The organism is Flavobacterium sp. N2820, assembly GCF_025947285.1.
In the GTDB taxonomy this organism is placed as follows: domain Bacteria; phylum Bacteroidota; class Bacteroidia; order Flavobacteriales; family Flavobacteriaceae; genus Flavobacterium.
Map to the genome: position 1 here is coordinate 786,441 of NZ_CP110008.1, position 17,646 is coordinate 804,086.

Below are 17,646 nucleotides of genomic sequence, written 5' to 3' on the forward strand. Positions count from 1 at the left end.
TAATTATAAAGACTAATTGTACAATTTTTTTTAAAATATTATAAATAACGCTCAATAATTATATTTTTGTGATGCAATTCGTGTCCTAAAATACAATATCCAATTCCTCTAACAGAAACACTCGCATTTGAAGCTGTTCCAAGTTTTAATAAATCAGTATCAGAAAAACTTTCAAATAATGAAATTGTAGCATCTCTAACAATACTGTATTCATTTAGCAAGCTTTCAAAATCTCTCTCATTAGCATTTGCAGTTATTACATAATCATTTTCTTCAAATCCAGGTAAAGCAGTTTGGTCATTTCTAGCAATTCGTAATGCTCTGTAAGAAAAAATTCGTTCAGCATCAATTAAATGTAACATAAGATCTTTTATCGTCCACTTACCTTCTGCGTATTTATATTCTTGTTTAAAAACTGGAATCGTTTTAAAAAAATGAATCATTTCTTCTTTTTGATTCACCAAACCTTTTAAAATAGTATGCTCAGAAACCAATTTAATATAATTCATTTGATAGGGAGCATATTCGTTTACTTGCAAATTATTCATGGCTATAACGTATAAAAAAAGCCTCAGTATGAGGCTTAGAATATTAAAGTTCTTTAAAAATTGTATGCATCAATCGTTTTTTATCATTGATACTTTCTTCTAAAGAAATCATTGTTTCTGTTCTGTAAACACCTTCAATGTCATCTATCATGAAGATAACTTCTTTAGCGTGTTTTGTATCTTTCGCTCTAATCTTACAAAAAATATTAAATTTTCCTGTAGTTACATGCGCAACAGTTACATACGGAATCTGATTAATTCTTTCTAATACAAACTTAGTTTGTGATGTATTATGTAAAAACACACCTACATAAGCAATAAAAGAATAACCTAATTTCTCATAATCTAATGTCAAAGAAGAACCTTGTATGATTCCTGCATCTTCCATTTTTTTTACTCTGACATGCACAGTACCTGCAGAAATTAGAAGTTTTTTAGCAATATCCGTGAAAGGAACTCTTGTGTTATCAATTAACATGTCTAAAATTTGATGATCTACTTCATCTAAACGAAACTTACTCATGAGTGCTTATAATAAATGTTAAATATTTGATTTTTTATCAATATCGAGGCAAATTTATTAAATTATTTTTAATCCGTTGTTAAATTTAGTTAAATTATTTAGTTCAAATGTTGCTTTTTTTCCCAATTCAGGAAAACATTTCCTATCTGAGTTGAAAAGTAACGCTTCACAATCATATTCAACATGTCCGGAATAATCCTCCAAATCTGATATTTTAGAAATAATAGCTATAAAATGAATTTTGCCATCAATCAAAACTTCTTGATATTGTGCAGCAAAGTTAATTATTTTTTCAACACTATTATCAATAATTTTGACATTTTTATAAATAAAATCAAAAAATCTTTTATTATTTTGAGGAATTCTTAAATAATCATCCAATTCATTATCAACTATAACGTTTTCGTAATTACCTAATAGCGAACTTAAAAGCGCAATAAAAATAAATTTTCTACTTTCTTCTCTAGCATAATCACCTTGAAAATGTCCAGCTTCAAACAAAATAGTTGGTGTGTTTTGAGTTGTAAAGAAATCTCCGGTACAATTCACGTTGTAACTATCATCAAATCGTCCCACTTGATTTGGAATATATTCCTGTAAAGCTTTATTCATTTTATTAATTATAACAATCGCTTTCAAGCGCACTTCATTATAATCCCTACTCTCATTATAGGCTGGTGCTAGAAAAGAGATGGTAGCCGGTAAGTTAAATCCTTCAGTACCAAAAATAGTGCGCTGATCATGTAAATTATAGCACAAATCGGGCTTAAAATCTTTGTGTAAGGTTCTTAAAAGTTTCATTTCTGGTTGTGAAGACAAATAAGCATCTCTATTTAGATCCACCGAATTCGCATTCTCACGTGTGTAAGCAAATGCTCCATCTGGATTTAGCATTGGAATACATAATAAGGTATACTTGTTTTTAATTTGTTGTGCTACTTCCGAATCATTTGAAAGGAAATTAAAAAAATCAAAGAGCCCTTTAGTTGTGGTTGGTTCGTTGCCGTGCATTTGTGACCACATCAATATCTTAGTTTTTCCAGTTCCAATTTTAACTTGATGGATTGGTCGATTAAGAACTGATTTTCCAATTTCGGTAATTTCAAATACGCTTTTTAACGATTCTAATAAAGGTAAAATAACATCTAAATGAATGAACTTTCCTTTTAGGTTTGGTTCTAAATTATCTGTTGCTAATTGTAAACTATCCATGGTTTTATATTGTGTTACAAATGTAAACAACTTTGTATTTACAATTGTAAACAAATAAAAAGGTTAAAAAAATTACTTTTGTAAACACTTTTAAATACTGGCATACTCACTTTTTAATTTATTTGTTTACAAAACTAATCATTTATTATTTTTATTATTAATTGTTTGTTTATCAGTTATTTAAATTGTATAAAATAAACTAAAACATTAATTAATATTTAGCTATTTACATTTGTAAACTTGTTTTATTTGTGTAGGTTGTTTACATTTGTAATAAATTAAAATTTTAATCCTATTTACAATGGTAAACATTGATGACTTTATTAAACGCTTGGAAATAATCCTCGATTATTACAATTTATCTGCCTCTGCTTTTGCTGACAGGATTAGTGTACAACGTTCAAGTTTGTCTCACCTACTCTCGGGTAGAAACAAACCAAGTTTAGATTTTATTATTAAAGTAATAGAGGTTTTTCCTGAAGTAGATTTGTATTGGATTTTAAATGGAAAAGGGACATTTCCAAAATCTGAAAATACTTCAAATCGTTTTGATGAAGTAAAAACTACATCAGTTGAAACACCATTTATTCAAACCGAATTTGACTCAACTGATTTATTCTCGGCAACAGCCAACAAAAATTTAGAAAAAGAAGTACAGCCCGTAGAAATGAATCACCACACTCCTATTGCAACTACTTCTGCAGCTATTGAACGAATTGTTATTTTTTATCAAGATGGAACTTTTAAAAACTATATTCCATAAAAAAAGCCTCAGAAACTGAAGCTTTTTAACAATCAAATTAAAAAATTAACACCTTATCTTCTCAATAAGTATACTGCTGTTACACCAGCTTCTGTTCTAGCTGTTTGTGGTGCAAAATCTCCATTAGTAGTTGGGAATGCAAATTTTAGCACTTGTCCTCCTCCATTTAAACGTTCTGCTACGTAGATATCATTTGTTACGTGATCGTAGGCTACGTCAACTGGATTTCCTAATAAAGAATTTGGTCCGTAAATTCTAACTTGGTTACTCATAGCAATTGTTCCCATATTAGCAGTAGAACTTAAAACCGAAGAAAAGTTGTTAATAATAATTAATCCACCATCGGTAGCGCTTGAAGCTAAACCTACGTCAGATAAAACCATAACATTATCTTGATTTGAATAGGTTATTCCGTGAGTTCTTATTAAACCTTCTATAGTAACCCTTTTTGAAGCTGAAATAGTTCCAGTAGCATTTGAAAAAAAATTGTTGTATACTACTAAATCACTTGTATTATCAGCAATAGCATACATGGTTTCACCTTCTAAATGAATTCCCCAAAGTTTAATGTCTACTGTATAGGTATTTAATAATGTGAATCCAGAAGTATTTCTTTGGTACACATAAAACATACTAGTATTTCCATTAGCTGCACTTTGATCTTGTGCAACAACTACTTTATCGCCTGAAACTGCAATTTCACGCGCGTTTGTAAAATCTGAAGCCGATGAAAAACCTAATGATAGTGCTGTTGATGAAGTTATAATAGAATTTCTAAAACCTGTGTAAGCATCTACTCTATTATTAGTTCTAGAAGCAAGAATTACTTGATCTTTGAACGGATCATAAAAAATTCCATCAGAATCTACTGAAGATACTGAGAACGTTTTTGGTACGGGTGAGGCAGCTAATAAATCAGTATATGAAATTGCTCCTGACGTATTACTTGATGTAAATAGTTTTAATTCTACAGCGGGTGTTGGTGTTGGATTACCTGGTGTTGGATCAACGGGTGTTGGCATAGAATCATCATCACTACAAGATGCAAAAGAAATTGCAATAATTGCTAAAGGGAAGAATAGTTTTTTCATTTGTTAAAAGTTTTTGAATTTCTCTTATGTACGAAAAACTACTATTCTTGGTTTTAAAATAGATGATTATTTTAATAAATAATTCATTTGTATCTGTTAATCAGTGACTTATTTTTTTGGAACATAACTTAGTTCTGGAATTTTTCCAATTACACCAATAAAATATGATTCTAAAAATGTAATGTCTTCTTCAATATTTCCTGTAGGATAAAAGGGTTTATTGTAAACCACTTCTTTTTTACCATAATCAAAAGCAACGGGAATAATTGGAACATTAGCTTTTAATGCCATATAATAGAAGCCTGTTTTCCATTCGAATACTTTTTTTCTTGTTCCTTCTGGGGCAATTGCTAATCTGAAAGTTTCTTTTTCTTTGAATATTTTTGCGATTGTATCTACTTTATTTTCATTCTTTTGACGATTTAATGGTGTTCCTCCTGTCCATGAAAAAAAATAATTAAACGGAAATACAAATAGCTCTTTCTTAGCTACATAATTTATTTCTATATCAAGAATTCCTCTTGAGAAAATCCCAAGAAAAAAATCCCACCAACTGGTATGTGGAACAGCAATTAATACACATTTTTTTATATCTGGAGCAATAGTCCCAACTACTTTCCAACCAAAAATTTTACAGAAAATAAATTTGTAAATAATTTGTTTCATTTGATTTAATTTGACACAAAAATAAAATTATATTTACGATTACAAACAAAAGCAAATGATAAAGCGATTATTAAGCTATATTTTACCTGTAAAGATTTACCAAAAAAAATCAGAATTCAGTAAAAACCTAGAAGTTACTTGGAATAATGGGTATTTGGTTTTAGATTCTGAAAATACTAATTATTCCTTTGGTAGTCTTCAGCGTGTTCTTAAAAAAGGTTTAAAATATATTGGTTATGACCGAATTAATACATTTGAAAATATTTTAATTCTTGGAGTTGCTGGTGGAAGTATAATTGAAACCTTGAAAAATGAAGTTAAGTTTGAAGGTAAAATAACAGGGGTAGAAATAGATCGAACCGTTGTTGAAATCGCTAATAATTACTTTGGTTTAAACCAATATAAAAATGTTAAAATTGTAATTGATGATGCCTTTGAATTTGTTTTAAAAACCAAAGAAAGATATGATTTAATTGTAATTGATATTTTTCAAGATACTATAATGCCTAACTTTTTATTTGAAGATTATTTTATCAACAGAGTTAATTTTTTACTTAATGTAAATGGTTTTATCTTGTTTAACACTATGGTATTAGATTATCAAGATAGAAGAAGAAATGCTTTGTATAAAAGTAAATTTAACAACAATTTTTCGGTAAGATTATATCCAAAAATTGAAGTGCACAATGAATTATTTACCATTAAAAAATTAGCTGATGAACATTCTTAAAAAATTATTAGTTGGTAAAGTAAATAAAAATTATGCTCCAAAATTAAATCCTATTCAAAAGCGAATTTTGAATATTAAATCTATTTGGAACAACGATCATCAAGATGATAATGGAATTGAAAAAATTGTTCGTTTACTTCTTTCCTCTTCCCAATTGATGTTTCCTGGAATATATATCAAATATTATGCTTGTAAAATCGGTCACGAATACCAAGATTTGGCTTTAGATTTGTATGTTTTGGCTAAAGTAATTTTTCCTTTTTTAATTTTGATAAATGGTTGGCAAAATAATGAATATGTAATTTGGGGATTAATTTTTGTTTTATTAGAAACGGTATTATATATACCAACATTAATTTTTGCATCCGATTTGTTTTCAAGACCTCGATCATACAAACGTTCGATGTTATTGTTGTTTTTGAATTATATAGAAATTGTGGTATCGTTTGCAGTTTTATATACTTTAGGAAATAATATGAATAAACCTTTTGAACATTGGTTTGATTCGGTTTATTTTAGTTTAATAAGTTCAAATTCAATTGGATATGGAGATTATTATCCAGTTACAACTTTTGGAAAAGTGTTAGTAAGTCTTCAAGCTTTGTTCTTTTTATCATTTGTGATTTTATTTTTAAATTTTTTCTCAACAAAAGTAAAAAGCAAAGGGTATTTTGATGATGAACCAATTTAAGACAATAACTTACGTGCTTTTTCTAAATCTTCTACAGTGTCAATTCCGATACTTCCGTGAGAAGTTTCAACCATTTTGATGCGTTTTCCGTATTCCAAATAACGAAGTTGCTCTAATTTCTCTGAAGCTTCTAATGATAACATGGGTAAACGGTAAAAATCCATCAACGCGTCTTTTCTAAAAGCATAAATTCCGATGTGTTTCATGTAGCGAACACCAGCATTTTCCTCTCGTGGAAACGGAATTACTGAACGTGAAAAGTACAAAGCAAAACGTTGTTGATCTGTAATTACTTTTACATTATTAGGATTGTTAATTTCTTCTTTATCAGTAATTTGAAACATTAATGATCCTAAGTCAACTTTTTTATTGCTATCGTTTTTAAAAACTTCGATTAATTCTTCAAGCGGTTTTTTATTGATAAAAGGTTCATCGCCTTGCACATTAATTACGATGTCAACGTTCATATTTTCAACTGCTTCCGCAATTCGGTCACTACCACTTTCATGTTCTTTAACTGACATGATAGCTTTGCCTCCATTCGATATAATTTCATTGAAAATCAAATCAGAATCGGTTACCACAAAAACATCATCAAAAAGATTGGTGTTTTTTGCCGCTTCATATGTGCGAAGAATTACCGTTTTGCCGCACAAATCTTGCATTAATTTTGCAGGAAAACGAGTGGATGCATAACGAGCAGGAATTACAGCGATGATTTTCATGTTTATATAAAGCGCTAAAAAGCAAAATTTTATTAATTAATTTAACTCAAAGAAATACAGTCAATAGGTTCTAATAACATTTCTTCATTAATTTACAAAGATACTAATTTTCAAAATATTCGTCTTTAAATCCTATTAAATATAGTTTTTCTTCTGCTCTTGTAATGGCAGTGTACAACCATCGCACATAATCAATGTCAATTCCGTTAGGCAAATAAGGTTGTTCTACAAAAACGGTTTTCCATTGACCTCCTTGCGATTTATGACATGTAATTGCATATGAAAATTTAACCTGTAAAGCATTGAAATACTCATTTTCTTTTACTTTTTGCAGTTTTTTATATTGCTGACGTTCGTCTTCATAATCCAATAAAACTTCTTGATACAATTTATTCGATTCTTCATAAGTTAACGAAGGTGATTCACTCATAATCGTATCTAACATTATAATCGTATCAAAAGCTGCTTGATTAGGGTAATCTACCATTCTAACTTTTACAGTTGCAAATTTGAAGCCATATAGTTCTTGAATTTTTCTAATTTCTAAAATTTCAACAATATCACCATTAGCAATAAAACCGGCTTCCGATTCTTCTTTTAACCAGAAATAATTATTTTTTACGACCATTAAATAATCACCTGTTGAAATTTCACTTTCTTTGGATAAAATCGAAGTTCTAATTTGCTGATTGTATTGATTGGCTCTTTTATTTGAACGCACGATAAAAACGGTGTCTTCTATTCCATAATTGTCATAAGCACCATGAATGGCATCCTGAATTTCATAACCATCTTGCAAACGAATAATATCTTTAAATCCTTTTAATTTAAATTGAAACGTGTCAATAAAATGAGAATTTAATAACTCGCGTAATTGCGTAGCATTGTATAAAATTCCAGAATTTTCAGATTGACGCATAACTTCATCAAATTCGATATGATGCACGTTTTTTTGATAATGTAAAGAAAGTGAATCAATATCTAAAGCCGGACTTAAGGTCATATTAACAGGCGGCAACTGCGCTGTATCTCCTATTAATAATAGTTTGCAATTTTTTCCAGCTTCTACATAAAAGAATAAGTCATCTAATAATGAACCATTTTCATATAATTTAGAATCTTGAGAAGTGTCTGAAATCATAGAAGATTCATCAACAATAAATAAGGTGTTTTTAAATTTATTTTGTTGGAGCGTAAAACTTACTCCTCCAGTTTTATTTTTTTTTGGATAATAAATTCGCTTATGGATTGTAAATGCTGGTTTTCCGGAATAATTACTGATTACTTTTGCAGCTCTACCTGTTGGTGCTAACAATACACACTTCATTTCTACGTTACTAATAGAATTAATTACGTTAGAAATTATGGTTGTTTTTCCTGTTCCAGCATAACCTTTTAAAACAAAAATGTCATCTGGAGAAGAATTTAATAAAAAAACGGCAATTTTTTGAAGAAAAATATCCTGCTTTAATGTAGGCTCAAATAAAAAATTTTCTCGTAATAAATTGTAAAACAGCATGTAAGTCATTAAAAAAGGTTTCGCTAATATTAATTTTTCAAAGATACTGATGATTTTTACAAGAAATTCTTTTCTAAAGAAAAAAAAATTGTAGATTTGCGTACCTATTTAACTAAAAAATTTTAGAATCAAATGTTAGAAATTGCTATTTATTTAGTCGTATTGATTGTTTTAATCCTTGTATTGGTTAAGCTAATTGATAAATTTGTCACTCCGGGAAGTAGAAAAATTGTTTCTGTAGTATTATGGGGTGTTTCTTTTTTCTTAGTATATTTAATTTATGCTTCTGTAATGAAACCAATCAATTTTGATAAAACAAAAGAAGAAAGATTTCAAGCTGCAGTTAACAAAATGTTAGATATTAAAAAAACACAATTAGGCTACAAATCTGTTTATGGTAAATATGCAGATAGTTTTGAGGAGTTAGTTAAATTTGTGGAAACTCAAAAATTTGACATTATTTCTCGTAGAGATACCGCTGTTATTGATGCTGCTAAAAATGCTGCTTTTGGAATTACAGTTAATGCTGATGGAGTTGGAGGTTTCTTTAAGGATATCGTAATTACTGAAAAATTAGGAAGTGTTTCTGTTAAAGATTCACTATTTAAAAATTCTGATCGTTACAAAAGACTTAATGTTGTAAAAGTTGGGGACTTTGAAGTTCCTGTATCAATGAAAACTGGTTTAGTAAGTAGAAACGATATGAATATTTCAGTTTTTGAAGCTAAAATTGATAAAAATGCTTTATTAAAAGATTTAGATCAAGAAATGGTTAAAAGCGAGAATAAAGTTGAATCTATTGACGAAATTAATGGTCCTGAAGTAATTTTAGGTTCATTAGAAGAAGTTAGTCTTACAGGAAACTGGCCAAAAAAATATGGTAGTAACGAATAACGATATAACTCAAAAAACATACAAAAAGTTGTCCATTCAGGTTTCCTTGAGTGGACTTTCTTTTTGTGTCTTTGATTTATTTACCAATAAAGTTTTACACACTGCTGAAATTGCATTTGAAAAAAACAAAGTAGTTGAAGAACAACTTTGGCGTTCATTTGTAGACAATACTATTTTGACAAAACCATATGATGAAATTGTTGTTTTACACAACAACAATTTGAATGCGTTTGTGCCTACTTCATTATTTGATATTAATTTTTTAGCTTCTTATTTACAATACAATACAAAGGTTTTTGAAACTGATTTTTTTACCTATGATACAATTGTTCCATATGAAATTAACAATGTTTATGTACCGTTTGTAAATATTAATAATTTTTTATTAGATCAATATGAAAGTTTTGAATACAAAAACAGCAATTCTATTTTAGTAAAAAAGTTATTAGACATTTCAAAAAACAAAGACGAAAAACAGGTTTTTGTTCATATTCAAAAGAACACATTTGAAATAGTAGTAGTGAAAAATCAAGAATTATTGCTTTTCAATTCATTTAGCTATTCAACACCACAAGATTTTATTTATTATCTGTTATTTACTTGCGAACAATTGCAATTGAATCCAGAAACAATTGCCGTTCAAATTTTAGGAAATTGTTCTGTTGAAGATGCAAATTATAAAATGGCCTATCAATACATTAGAAATTGTTCTTTATTAAATGTTTCATCATTGGTTACTACTTTTGATGCGTCAGAAACTGCTATTAGAAATCACTTCACACTTTATCATTCATGAGAATTATTTCTGGAAAACACAAAGGTCGTAGAATAACTGCTCCTAAAAATTTACCGGTTCGGCCTACAACCGATATGTCTAAAGAATCGTTGTTCAATATTTTGAATAACCATTTTAATTTCAATGGATTAAAGGTATTAGACCTGTTTTCAGGCACTGGAAATATCAGCTATGAATTTGCTTCGCGTGGTTCTGGTCCTATTACTAGTGTAGATGGCGATATGGGTTGTGTAAATTTTATAAAAAAAACTGCTACCGAATTAGATTTAGATATCTCAGCAATTAAAAGTGATGTTTTTTCTTTTCTTGAAAGAAATAAAACTACTTATGACATCATTTTTGCTGATCCACCCTATAATTTAGATCAAAAAGAATTTGAAAAAGTAATTCAACTTATTTTTGATAATGAATTATTAGACGAAGAAGGTATGTTGATTGTAGAACATTCGAAACATACAAAATTAAACCACATGTCTAATTTTTCTTTTGATAAACATTATGGAGGTTCAGTTTTTTCGTTTTACGAATTTGAAAGCGACGAAGAAGAAGATTTTGACGAAGAAGACGAAGGTTAAAATCTTCAAAAAATAAAAAAGCAGACCTATAAGCCGGATTCTGTCCCCGATAAATCGGAGCCTTATCATTTATCTAGATCACGCATTACTGCGTGACTCAAGCTGTCTACCCTTCAACATCGGACGAGTCGCCCTTATTCTAATTGCTCAGAAACTGCTGATATACTTGACATTTCACCGCATAGAGTTTACCTGGTTTCACTACAGCATTACCTGTACATACTTTCTGTTGCACTTGTCCTCGCCTTTCAACGGACGGGCGTTACCCGCTATGCTACTCTTTGGTGTCCGGACTTTCCTCTCCCGATAAATCGGGAACGATAAGGCGGTCTGCGGTGCAAACTTACAATAAAATATGATGGTAATTTAACTTTTTTTCAAAGAGTTTAACGTTTTATAGGGTACTTACTCAGATTAAAAACAGTAAATTTATATGTCCTTAATATGCAATACAATGACAAATATATATAAATACGCATCCGTTTCTGTTGCATTAAAAACAATTGAGAAATGAAGGTTTTACATATGATTTTAATCAAAACTCAGAAGAGATAATTTTACATCCCGAAAATTATATTGTGAATCAAATTTATCAATATGAAGGTAATTCAAGTCCAGACGATAGTGCAATTGTTTATGGCATTGTTTCAAAATTTGGACTAAAAGGTGTATTTGTAACTGGTTCTTCTGCTAATTCGGTGGATGATAATGCACATTTTATTTCAAAATTAGTAATTAAAGCTAAAAATGATTCACATTTATAATTGGTTTTATGTATAAAATTGTGAATAACTTTTACAAAGTTTCTTTTCAAATTGGAAGTTGGAACTTGCTTTTTGGAATTCCTCAACCTATATTTGTAAATCAATAATCAGTATGGAACAATTTATAGTATCTGCCAGAAAATACCGTCCGCAAACATTTAAAGATGTTGTGGGGCAGCAGGCTATTACGAATACTTTGTTGAATGCTATTGAAACCAATCACTTAGCACAAGCCTTATTATTCACGGGACCTCGTGGTGTTGGAAAAACAACTTGTGCTCGTATTTTAGCTCGAAAAATCAATCAGGAAGGTTATGATGATCCCTATGAAGATTTTTCGTTTAATGTATTTGAATTAGATGCCGCATCAAACAATGGTGTAGATGATATTAGAAGTATCATTGACCAAGTTAGAATACCACCACAAACAGGAAAATATAAGGTTTATATTATTGACGAGGTGCACATGCTTTCACAAGCTGCTTTTAATGCTTTCTTGAAAACATTAGAAGAACCGCCTAAACATGCCATTTTTATTTTAGCAACTACAGAAAAGCATAAAATTATTCCAACGATTTTATCGCGTTGTCAAATATTTGATTTCAAAAGAATTACTGTTAAAGATGCGAAAGATCATTTAGCTGAAATTGCTAGAGAACAAGGTGTTGCTTACGAAGACGATGCTTTGCATATTATTGCTCAAAAGGCTGATGGTGCGATGCGTGATGCTTTGTCTATTTTTGACAGAGTGGTTTCATATTGTGGAAAAAACCTTACCAGACAAGCTGTTACCGAGAATTTAAACGTATTAGATTTTGAATATTACATCAGAATTACGGATTTAATTTTAGAAAATAAAATTCCTGATTTATTAATTGCTTATAATGATATTTTAGCGAAAGGTTTTGATGGACATCATTTTATTGCTGGTTTGGCATCGCATTTTAGAGATTTACTGGTGTGTAAAAATCCAGCAACTTTATCTTTGTTAGAAGCTGGCGAACAAGCTCAAGCTTTGTATGCTGCTCAATCGCATAAAGCAATGCACGATTTCTTGATAAAAGGAATTGAATTGGCAAACGAGTGCGACTTGAAATTTAAAGTCAGTCAAAATCAGCGCCTTTTAGTTGAACTTTGTTTGATGCAATTAGCCTCTATCACTTTTGATGGAGAAAAAAAAAAGTAGCTAAATTTATTATTCCGGCTACTTATTACAAGAACAACTCCTACTCTATTACTGAAGTTTCAACAGTTAAAACACAAATTTTAACTGAGGAATCAAAACCTGTTGTAGTAGCTGTACCAGTTGTTAACGAACCTGTAATTGATGAAATACCAGAACTACAAAATGAAGTAGTTGCTCCAATTGTTCCTGAAATTCCAAAACCAGTTCTTACCAATTTAAATCCAACAGGAACAAAAGTTTCGGCACTTTCATTAGCGAGTATAAAAGCTAAAAAAGACATAGAAGCCCAACAAAATCAGCATCAAAAGCACAAAGAAGAATTGCCTTCTGAAGCATTTAACGAAACAGATATGTTATTGCAATGGAATAAATTTGCTCAAAAAATGACAGATTCTGGAAAACGTTTGTTGGCGACATACATGCAAATGAACGATCCAACCTTAAACGGAGCAACCATAACATTAGAACTTCCTAATCAAAGTACGAAAGAAGAATTTTTATCCGGATGCCATGAATTATTGGGTTATTTAAGAGGTAAATTACACAACCACGATATTACTATTGAAGTGGTGGTCAATGAAGCAACAGAAAACAAATATGCTTTTACGCCACAAGAAAAATTTGAACGATTAAAACAAATTAATCCTACGATTGAATTGTTGAGAAAGACGTTTGATTTGGATGTTTAGATTTTAAATCTTCCCATAATACATCGCTTTCACGATACCATCAGATAATCCAATTTTTGGGACATGTATATTTCTTGCGCCACTCCATTTCATAGCATTTAAATATATTCGTGTTGCAGGAATAATTACATCGGCACGGTCTGGATTTAAGCCTAAATCAGAGATGCGTTGTTCATAAGTCATGCTGTTTAACTTTTGATATTGCGATTGTACATACATGTATGATAGCGGTTTATCTTGGTTTTTCTCCGATAATTTGAATAATTTATTGATGTTTCCACCAGAACCAATTAACGTGATATTTTCAAATGGTTCAGTGTTTATTTTTATCCATTTTTCCATTTCTTGCCAAACAATATCGTTTACCATATCATTTAACAAACGAACGGTTCCATTTTTAAACGATTTGGATGCTATAATTTTCCCTTCAAAAAACAGAGAAAATTCAGTACTTCCGCCGCCAACATCTACATATAAATATGCTTTGTCAGAAGTTATAAATTGTTTTAAATCGGAAGCAGCAATAATAGCAGCTTCTTTTTTACCATCAATAATATCAATTTTAATATCGGCTTTTTTCTTAATAATTTCGGCAACTTCTTTTCCATTATAAGCTTCACGCATAGCCGAAGTTGCGCAAGCTCTGTATTGTTCAACTTTGTGAACTTTCATTAATAATTTAAAAGCTTTCATGGCATCAACCATTCGGTCAATATTTTCTTCCGAAATTTCACCAACCGTAAACGCATCTTGTCCTAAACGAATTGGAACTCGAACCAATGAACTTTTGTTAAATTGAGGGGTGCAACCATCCTGCTCTACTATATTGGTTACCAATAATCGCATTGCATTAGAACCTATATCAATAGCCGCATATTTTTTTATTGTAATCATATATTTATGTAATTATTGAACTTTTTCGGCTATTACATCAAGCTTTTTTTGGTAATAATTATACATTTCTAATTGTGCTCTGAACGTTTTTTCATCACCACGTTTTCTGTATACATTTTTTAAATCATCTGAATGAATTCTAGCTTTAACATTGGCTTTCCACCCAATTTCAAATGTTTCAATTAGTTCTTTTTTAATATCTTCATCATAGATAGGACAAGTTACTTCAACCCTTGCATCTAAATTACGCGTCATAAAATCAGCTGAGGAAATAAAAACATCTGGATTTCCATCATTTGCAAAAATGTAAATTCTAGAATGTTCCAAATAATTATCTACAATGCTAATTGCTTCAATATTTTCGCTCAAACCTTTAACACCAGGAATCAAACAACAAATTCCTCTAATTATTAATTGAATTTTTACGCCTGCTTTACTTGCTTCATATAATTTATCTGTCATTTTAAAGTCGGAAATACTATTCATTTTCAACTTAATATAGGCTTCTTTTCCAGAAATTGCATTTAAGATTTCTCGTTCAATTAGCTTATTAAAACGACTTCTTGTATAATGAGGCGATACAATTAAATGTTTGTAACGATGCACACGATAATTCACATCAAAGAAATCAAAAATCTTTGCTGCATCTTTTAAAATCTCGTTATTACTTGTAAACAAAGTAACATCCGTGTATACTTTTGCTGAATTTTCATTGAAATTACCGGTTGAAATAAATCCATAGCGTTTAACTTTTCCTTCTTCAACACGCTCTATTACACAAATTTTACTATGCACTTTTAAACCTTTAACCCCAAAAATTAATTCGATGCCTTCGGTTTGCATTTGTTCGGAATATGAAATGTTGCTTTCTTCATCAAAACGAGCTTGTAATTCGATTTGAACCGTTACTTTTTTTCCGTTTTTGGCCGCATTTATTAACGAACTTACTATTTGTGAATTTTTTGCTAAACGGTACAATGTAATTTTTATAGAAGCTACTTTTGGATCTAGAGCGGCTTCTCGCAAAAACTTAATAATGTATGAAAATGATTGGTACGGAGCATATAACAAATAATCTTTTTTCTTTATTTTTTCTAATATACTTCCTTCTAACGATAATCCAGGAACAGGAAGAGGTACATTTTCTCTATATAATAAATCATATCGTCCTAAATTTGGAAAATTCATATAATCTCTACGATTGTGATATCTTCCACCAGGAATAATACTGTCGGAACTATCAATTTTCATTCCTTTCAAAAAATATTCTAAAGTATCTTTGCCTATGGCTTGGTCGTAAACAAATCGTACAGGTTCACCAACTCTTCGTTCTTTTACAGAAGATGAAATTTTTTCAATTAAACTTTTACTCAAATCACTATCGAATTCTAACTGAGCATCACGCGTAATTTTAATCATGTGAGCTGAAATACTTTCGTAATCAAATATGTTGAATATATTGTTTAAGTTATACCGTATAACATCATCTAAAAGAATAATATACTGTTTTTCTGAATTTGAGGGAAGTACTACAAATCGATTAACTGTATTTGGAATTTCGACTACGGCATAACGAATTTCTTTCGTAGATAATGAGAATTTACTTTTAGAATTCATTACCAATTTGACAGCTAAATATCCAGAAGTATCTTTTAAAAGCGGGAATTCTTCCAAATCATTTAACATGATTGTCACTACAGCAGGACTAACTTTTTGAATAAAATAGTCGTGAATAAAATTTTCTTGATCTTTAGAAATATCTTTTTCGCTAATGATGAAAATGTTTTCTTTTTCTAGTTTTTTTTCAATTTCGCTTAAGATTCGCAAACTTTCCGATTGATGTTCAATAACAATTTCTGTAATTTCTTTCAGTAATTGTTCAGCTGGAACCCCTAATATTTTCTCAGTTTCAGTTGATTCGAGGCTCATTCGTCGAATAGCAGCATAGCGTACTCTAAAAAATTCGTCTAAATTATTTGAAAAAATTCCTAAAAATCGAAATCTGTCTAATAAAGGAACACTTTCGTCGTTAGCTTCTTGAAGCACGCGAGCGTTAAAGGTTAGCCAACTTTTTTCGCGGTCTATATAATTATTATTTGTGTTAATCATTTTTAAAATGGCTTGGAAATAAGGTTGCAATTGTTTTTCCTTTACCTAAATTATCCCAATCATTAGTTTCAAATTGCATAGCAACCAAACCTGACGTTGGAACATTTTCAATATAAAGGTCTCCAAATTTATTAACAAAATTTGTAATAGCTTCATTATGTCCGAAAAGAATTAGGCTATCGTGTTCATTTTTACATTTTTTTATGATTTGATATAATTTTTTATCGTCAAACGTATATAAATCTTCTGTAAAATGAATTGTTTCCAAAGGTATTGATAGGTATTGTGAAAAAATATAAGCTGTTTCTGTGGTTCGTTTTGATTTACTACTCCAAACAATATAGGAATTTGGAACAATGTTAACAGATTTTGAGGCAATTAAATGCGCATCTTTAACACCACGAGAAGAAATAGATCGATCAATATCTTGCACAGGAGCATCCCAACTTGACTTTGAATGTCTGATTAAAATTAAATTTTTCATAGTGATTCGTTTAGATGATTAAATTAATCATTTTTTTCAACTTATTTATTATCATTTTGTCAATTTTAAGTGACTTTATAGATTATTTTAATCACTTTGTCGAATAAGTACTACAGTTTTATTACAAATCTAAGAATTTAAGTAATTTAGCACCATGTTAACTAGACTAATGTAGTTTGTTTGACTAAAAAATAGATTTTTAAATATACCCCCTAAAGTAATTTTAACAGCCTATCTTTTCCCCCTATCTAACCTTATACTAGACTTGCTATAATCTTAATTTTAAAATTAGTATTATGGAAAGTATATTTAAATTCAAATGTCTTTTTTTAGTGACATTTTTTTTCTTTACAAGTTATGAAATATGTAGTGCACAAGAATTTTTCAATTATAACGCTGCACTATTGGGTAAAGAAAAACAAAACAATGTTGAAAAAATTAGCACTATTTTAAATTCCAATAGTCTCAAGTTTTCGAATTCATCTGATGCTAATACCTCTTCAAAAACCTCTAGCACCTTAGATATTGGTTATTTAGATTTGTCTAAGTTATCACAATTAGATACAGCACAATTTCAGAATATTAGAAATTGTATTGTACGAATTTCCACATCCGTTGCTACTATTAATCTAAATGATTTAAATCAATTTTCGAATTTAGAAATTGTGCACCTAATCATTGAAACCAAAACAATCAATGGTAATATTCCTAGTTTAATTTCTATGAATAATAAGCAAGTTTTAATTTCTTATCAAATAAGCATTCCTGAATAATTTTATATTATCTA

The 17,646-nt window shown here is 29.8% G+C and carries 21 protein-coding genes and 1 other RNA gene; 10 read left to right on the plus strand and 12 right to left on the minus strand.

Translation table 11 applies throughout. From position 1 onward, the window contains the following. Positions 1-38: 38 nt before the first annotated feature. The 3 genes from OLM52_RS03690 to OLM52_RS03700 are packed head-to-tail and all read right to left on the minus strand — an operon-like array spanning position 39 to position 2,283. On the minus strand, positions 39-548 hold the full coding sequence (locus OLM52_RS03690; RefSeq protein WP_264549798.1) for a DinB family protein: 510 nt from the start codon (positions 546-548) through the stop codon (positions 39-41). Between the two features lie 43 nt (positions 549-591). Further along, the gene (locus OLM52_RS03695; RefSeq protein WP_262318519.1) at positions 592-1,071 is read right to left on the minus strand and encodes an Lrp/AsnC family transcriptional regulator; all 480 of its coding nucleotides are present in this window, start codon (positions 1,069-1,071) and stop codon (positions 592-594) included. Between the two features lie 57 nt (positions 1,072-1,128). Further along, complete coding sequence (locus OLM52_RS03700; protein WP_264549799.1) at positions 1,129-2,283, minus strand: M14 family zinc carboxypeptidase; 1,155 nt, start codon at positions 2,281-2,283, stop codon at positions 1,129-1,131. Positions 2,284-2,584: 301 nt separating this feature from the next. On the opposite strand from OLM52_RS03700, the gene OLM52_RS03705 reads away from it, so the two are divergent. After that, complete coding sequence (locus OLM52_RS03705) at positions 2,585-3,046, plus strand: helix-turn-helix domain-containing protein (RefSeq protein WP_264549800.1); 462 nt, start codon at positions 2,585-2,587, stop codon at positions 3,044-3,046. A 53-nt stretch (positions 3,047-3,099) separates the two neighbouring features. Here OLM52_RS03705 and OLM52_RS03710 read toward each other — a convergent pair whose 3' ends face one another. Both OLM52_RS03710 and OLM52_RS03715 read right to left on the minus strand, forming a co-directional pair. After that, entirely contained in the window at positions 3,100-4,137 is a 1,038-nt protein-coding gene (locus tag OLM52_RS03710) for a hypothetical protein (protein ID WP_264549801.1), read from the minus strand. Between the two features lie 108 nt (positions 4,138-4,245). Then, complete coding sequence (locus OLM52_RS03715) at positions 4,246-4,803, minus strand: 1-acyl-sn-glycerol-3-phosphate acyltransferase (RefSeq protein ID WP_264549802.1); 558 nt, start codon at positions 4,801-4,803, stop codon at positions 4,246-4,248. Positions 4,804-4,858: 55 nt separating this feature from the next. Between OLM52_RS03715 and OLM52_RS03720 the strand changes: the two genes are divergently transcribed. Next, positions 4,859-5,533 (plus strand): spermidine synthase, encoded by a 675-nt coding sequence (locus OLM52_RS03720; protein WP_264549803.1) that lies wholly within the window; start codon positions 4,859-4,861, stop codon positions 5,531-5,533. After that, positions 5,520-6,224 (plus strand): potassium channel family protein, encoded by a 705-nt coding sequence (locus tag OLM52_RS03725; RefSeq protein WP_264549804.1) that lies wholly within the window; start codon positions 5,520-5,522, stop codon positions 6,222-6,224. Before OLM52_RS03720 ends, OLM52_RS03725 begins: the two co-directional genes overlap by 14 nt. Here OLM52_RS03725 and kdsB read toward each other — a convergent pair. Further along, on the minus strand, positions 6,221-6,949 hold the full coding sequence (gene kdsB / locus OLM52_RS03730; protein WP_264549805.1) for a 3-deoxy-manno-octulosonate cytidylyltransferase: 729 nt from the start codon (positions 6,947-6,949) through the stop codon (positions 6,221-6,223). The genes OLM52_RS03725 and kdsB overlap by 4 nt on opposite strands. 103 nt (positions 6,950-7,052) lie before the next feature. Continuing rightward, entirely contained in the window at positions 7,053-8,477 is a 1,425-nt protein-coding gene (locus OLM52_RS03735) for an ATP-dependent DNA helicase (RefSeq protein WP_264549806.1), read from the minus strand. Between the two features lie 123 nt (positions 8,478-8,600). Here OLM52_RS03735 and OLM52_RS03740 point away from each other — a divergent pair, with 123 nt between their 5' ends. The 3 genes from OLM52_RS03740 to rsmD are packed head-to-tail and all read left to right on the plus strand — an operon-like array spanning position 8,601 to position 10,733. Continuing rightward, positions 8,601-9,362, plus strand: a complete 762-nt coding sequence (locus tag OLM52_RS03740; RefSeq protein ID WP_264549807.1) for a hypothetical protein — start codon at positions 8,601-8,603, stop codon at positions 9,360-9,362. Beyond that, positions 9,346-10,158, plus strand: a complete 813-nt coding sequence (locus OLM52_RS03745; RefSeq protein WP_264549808.1) for a DUF3822 family protein — start codon at positions 9,346-9,348, stop codon at positions 10,156-10,158. Before OLM52_RS03740 ends, OLM52_RS03745 begins: the two co-directional genes overlap by 17 nt. Beyond that, the gene (gene rsmD / locus OLM52_RS03750; protein ID WP_264549809.1) at positions 10,155-10,733 is read left to right on the plus strand and encodes a 16S rRNA (guanine(966)-N(2))-methyltransferase RsmD; all 579 of its coding nucleotides are present in this window, start codon (positions 10,155-10,157) and stop codon (positions 10,731-10,733) included. The genes OLM52_RS03745 and rsmD overlap by 4 nt, the downstream gene beginning before the upstream one ends. Positions 10,734-10,746: 13 nt before the next feature. On the opposite strand, the gene rnpB is transcribed toward rsmD, so the two are convergent. Continuing rightward, positions 10,747-11,070: RNase P RNA component class A (gene rnpB, locus OLM52_RS03755), an RNA gene on the minus strand. Between the two features lie 166 nt (positions 11,071-11,236). On the opposite strand from rnpB, the gene OLM52_RS03760 reads away from it, so the two are divergent. Together OLM52_RS03760 and dnaX are read left to right on the plus strand one after the other, a co-directional pair. Beyond that, positions 11,237-11,497 (plus strand): hypothetical protein, encoded by a 261-nt coding sequence (locus tag OLM52_RS03760; protein ID WP_264549810.1) that lies wholly within the window; start codon positions 11,237-11,239, stop codon positions 11,495-11,497. 112 nt (positions 11,498-11,609) lie between these two features. Beyond that, a complete protein-coding gene (gene dnaX, locus OLM52_RS03765) occupies positions 11,610-12,683 on the plus strand; it encodes a DNA polymerase III subunit gamma/tau (protein ID WP_264549811.1) in 1,074 nt (357 codons plus the stop codon). A 40-nt stretch (positions 12,684-12,723) separates the two neighbouring features. On the opposite strand, the gene OLM52_RS03770 is transcribed toward dnaX, so the two are convergent. Continuing rightward, entirely contained in the window at positions 12,724-12,963 is a 240-nt protein-coding gene (locus OLM52_RS03770; protein WP_264549812.1) for a hypothetical protein, read from the minus strand. Between the two features lie 40 nt (positions 12,964-13,003). On the opposite strand from OLM52_RS03770, the gene OLM52_RS03775 reads away from it, so the two are divergent. Next, positions 13,004-13,372 carry a DNA polymerase III gene (locus OLM52_RS03775; RefSeq protein ID WP_264549813.1) on the plus strand — a complete coding sequence of 123 codons (369 nt, stop codon included), beginning with the start codon at positions 13,004-13,006 and terminating at the stop codon, positions 13,370-13,372. Positions 13,373-13,375: 3 nt separating this feature from the next. On the opposite strand, the gene OLM52_RS03780 is transcribed toward OLM52_RS03775, so the two are convergent. Genes OLM52_RS03780 through OLM52_RS03790 form a run of 3 tightly spaced genes read right to left on the minus strand, consistent with a single transcriptional unit; the run spans position 13,376 to position 16,859 of the window. Further along, the gene (locus tag OLM52_RS03780; RefSeq protein ID WP_264549814.1) at positions 13,376-14,266 is read right to left on the minus strand and encodes a Ppx/GppA phosphatase family protein; all 891 of its coding nucleotides are present in this window, start codon (positions 14,264-14,266) and stop codon (positions 13,376-13,378) included. Positions 14,267-14,278: 12 nt separating this feature from the next. Beyond that, positions 14,279-16,375 (minus strand): polyphosphate kinase 1, encoded by a 2,097-nt coding sequence (ppk1, locus tag OLM52_RS03785; protein ID WP_264549815.1) that lies wholly within the window; start codon positions 16,373-16,375, stop codon positions 14,279-14,281. Next, the gene (locus OLM52_RS03790) at positions 16,368-16,859 is read right to left on the minus strand and encodes a SixA phosphatase family protein (protein WP_264549816.1); all 492 of its coding nucleotides are present in this window, start codon (positions 16,857-16,859) and stop codon (positions 16,368-16,370) included. Before OLM52_RS03790 ends, ppk1 begins: the two co-directional genes overlap by 8 nt. Positions 16,860-17,155: 296 nt before the next feature. Between OLM52_RS03790 and OLM52_RS03795 the strand changes: the two genes are divergently transcribed. Further along, positions 17,156-17,632 (plus strand): hypothetical protein, encoded by a 477-nt coding sequence (locus OLM52_RS03795; RefSeq protein WP_264549817.1) that lies wholly within the window; start codon positions 17,156-17,158, stop codon positions 17,630-17,632. The last annotated feature ends 14 nt before the right edge of the window (positions 17,633-17,646 follow it).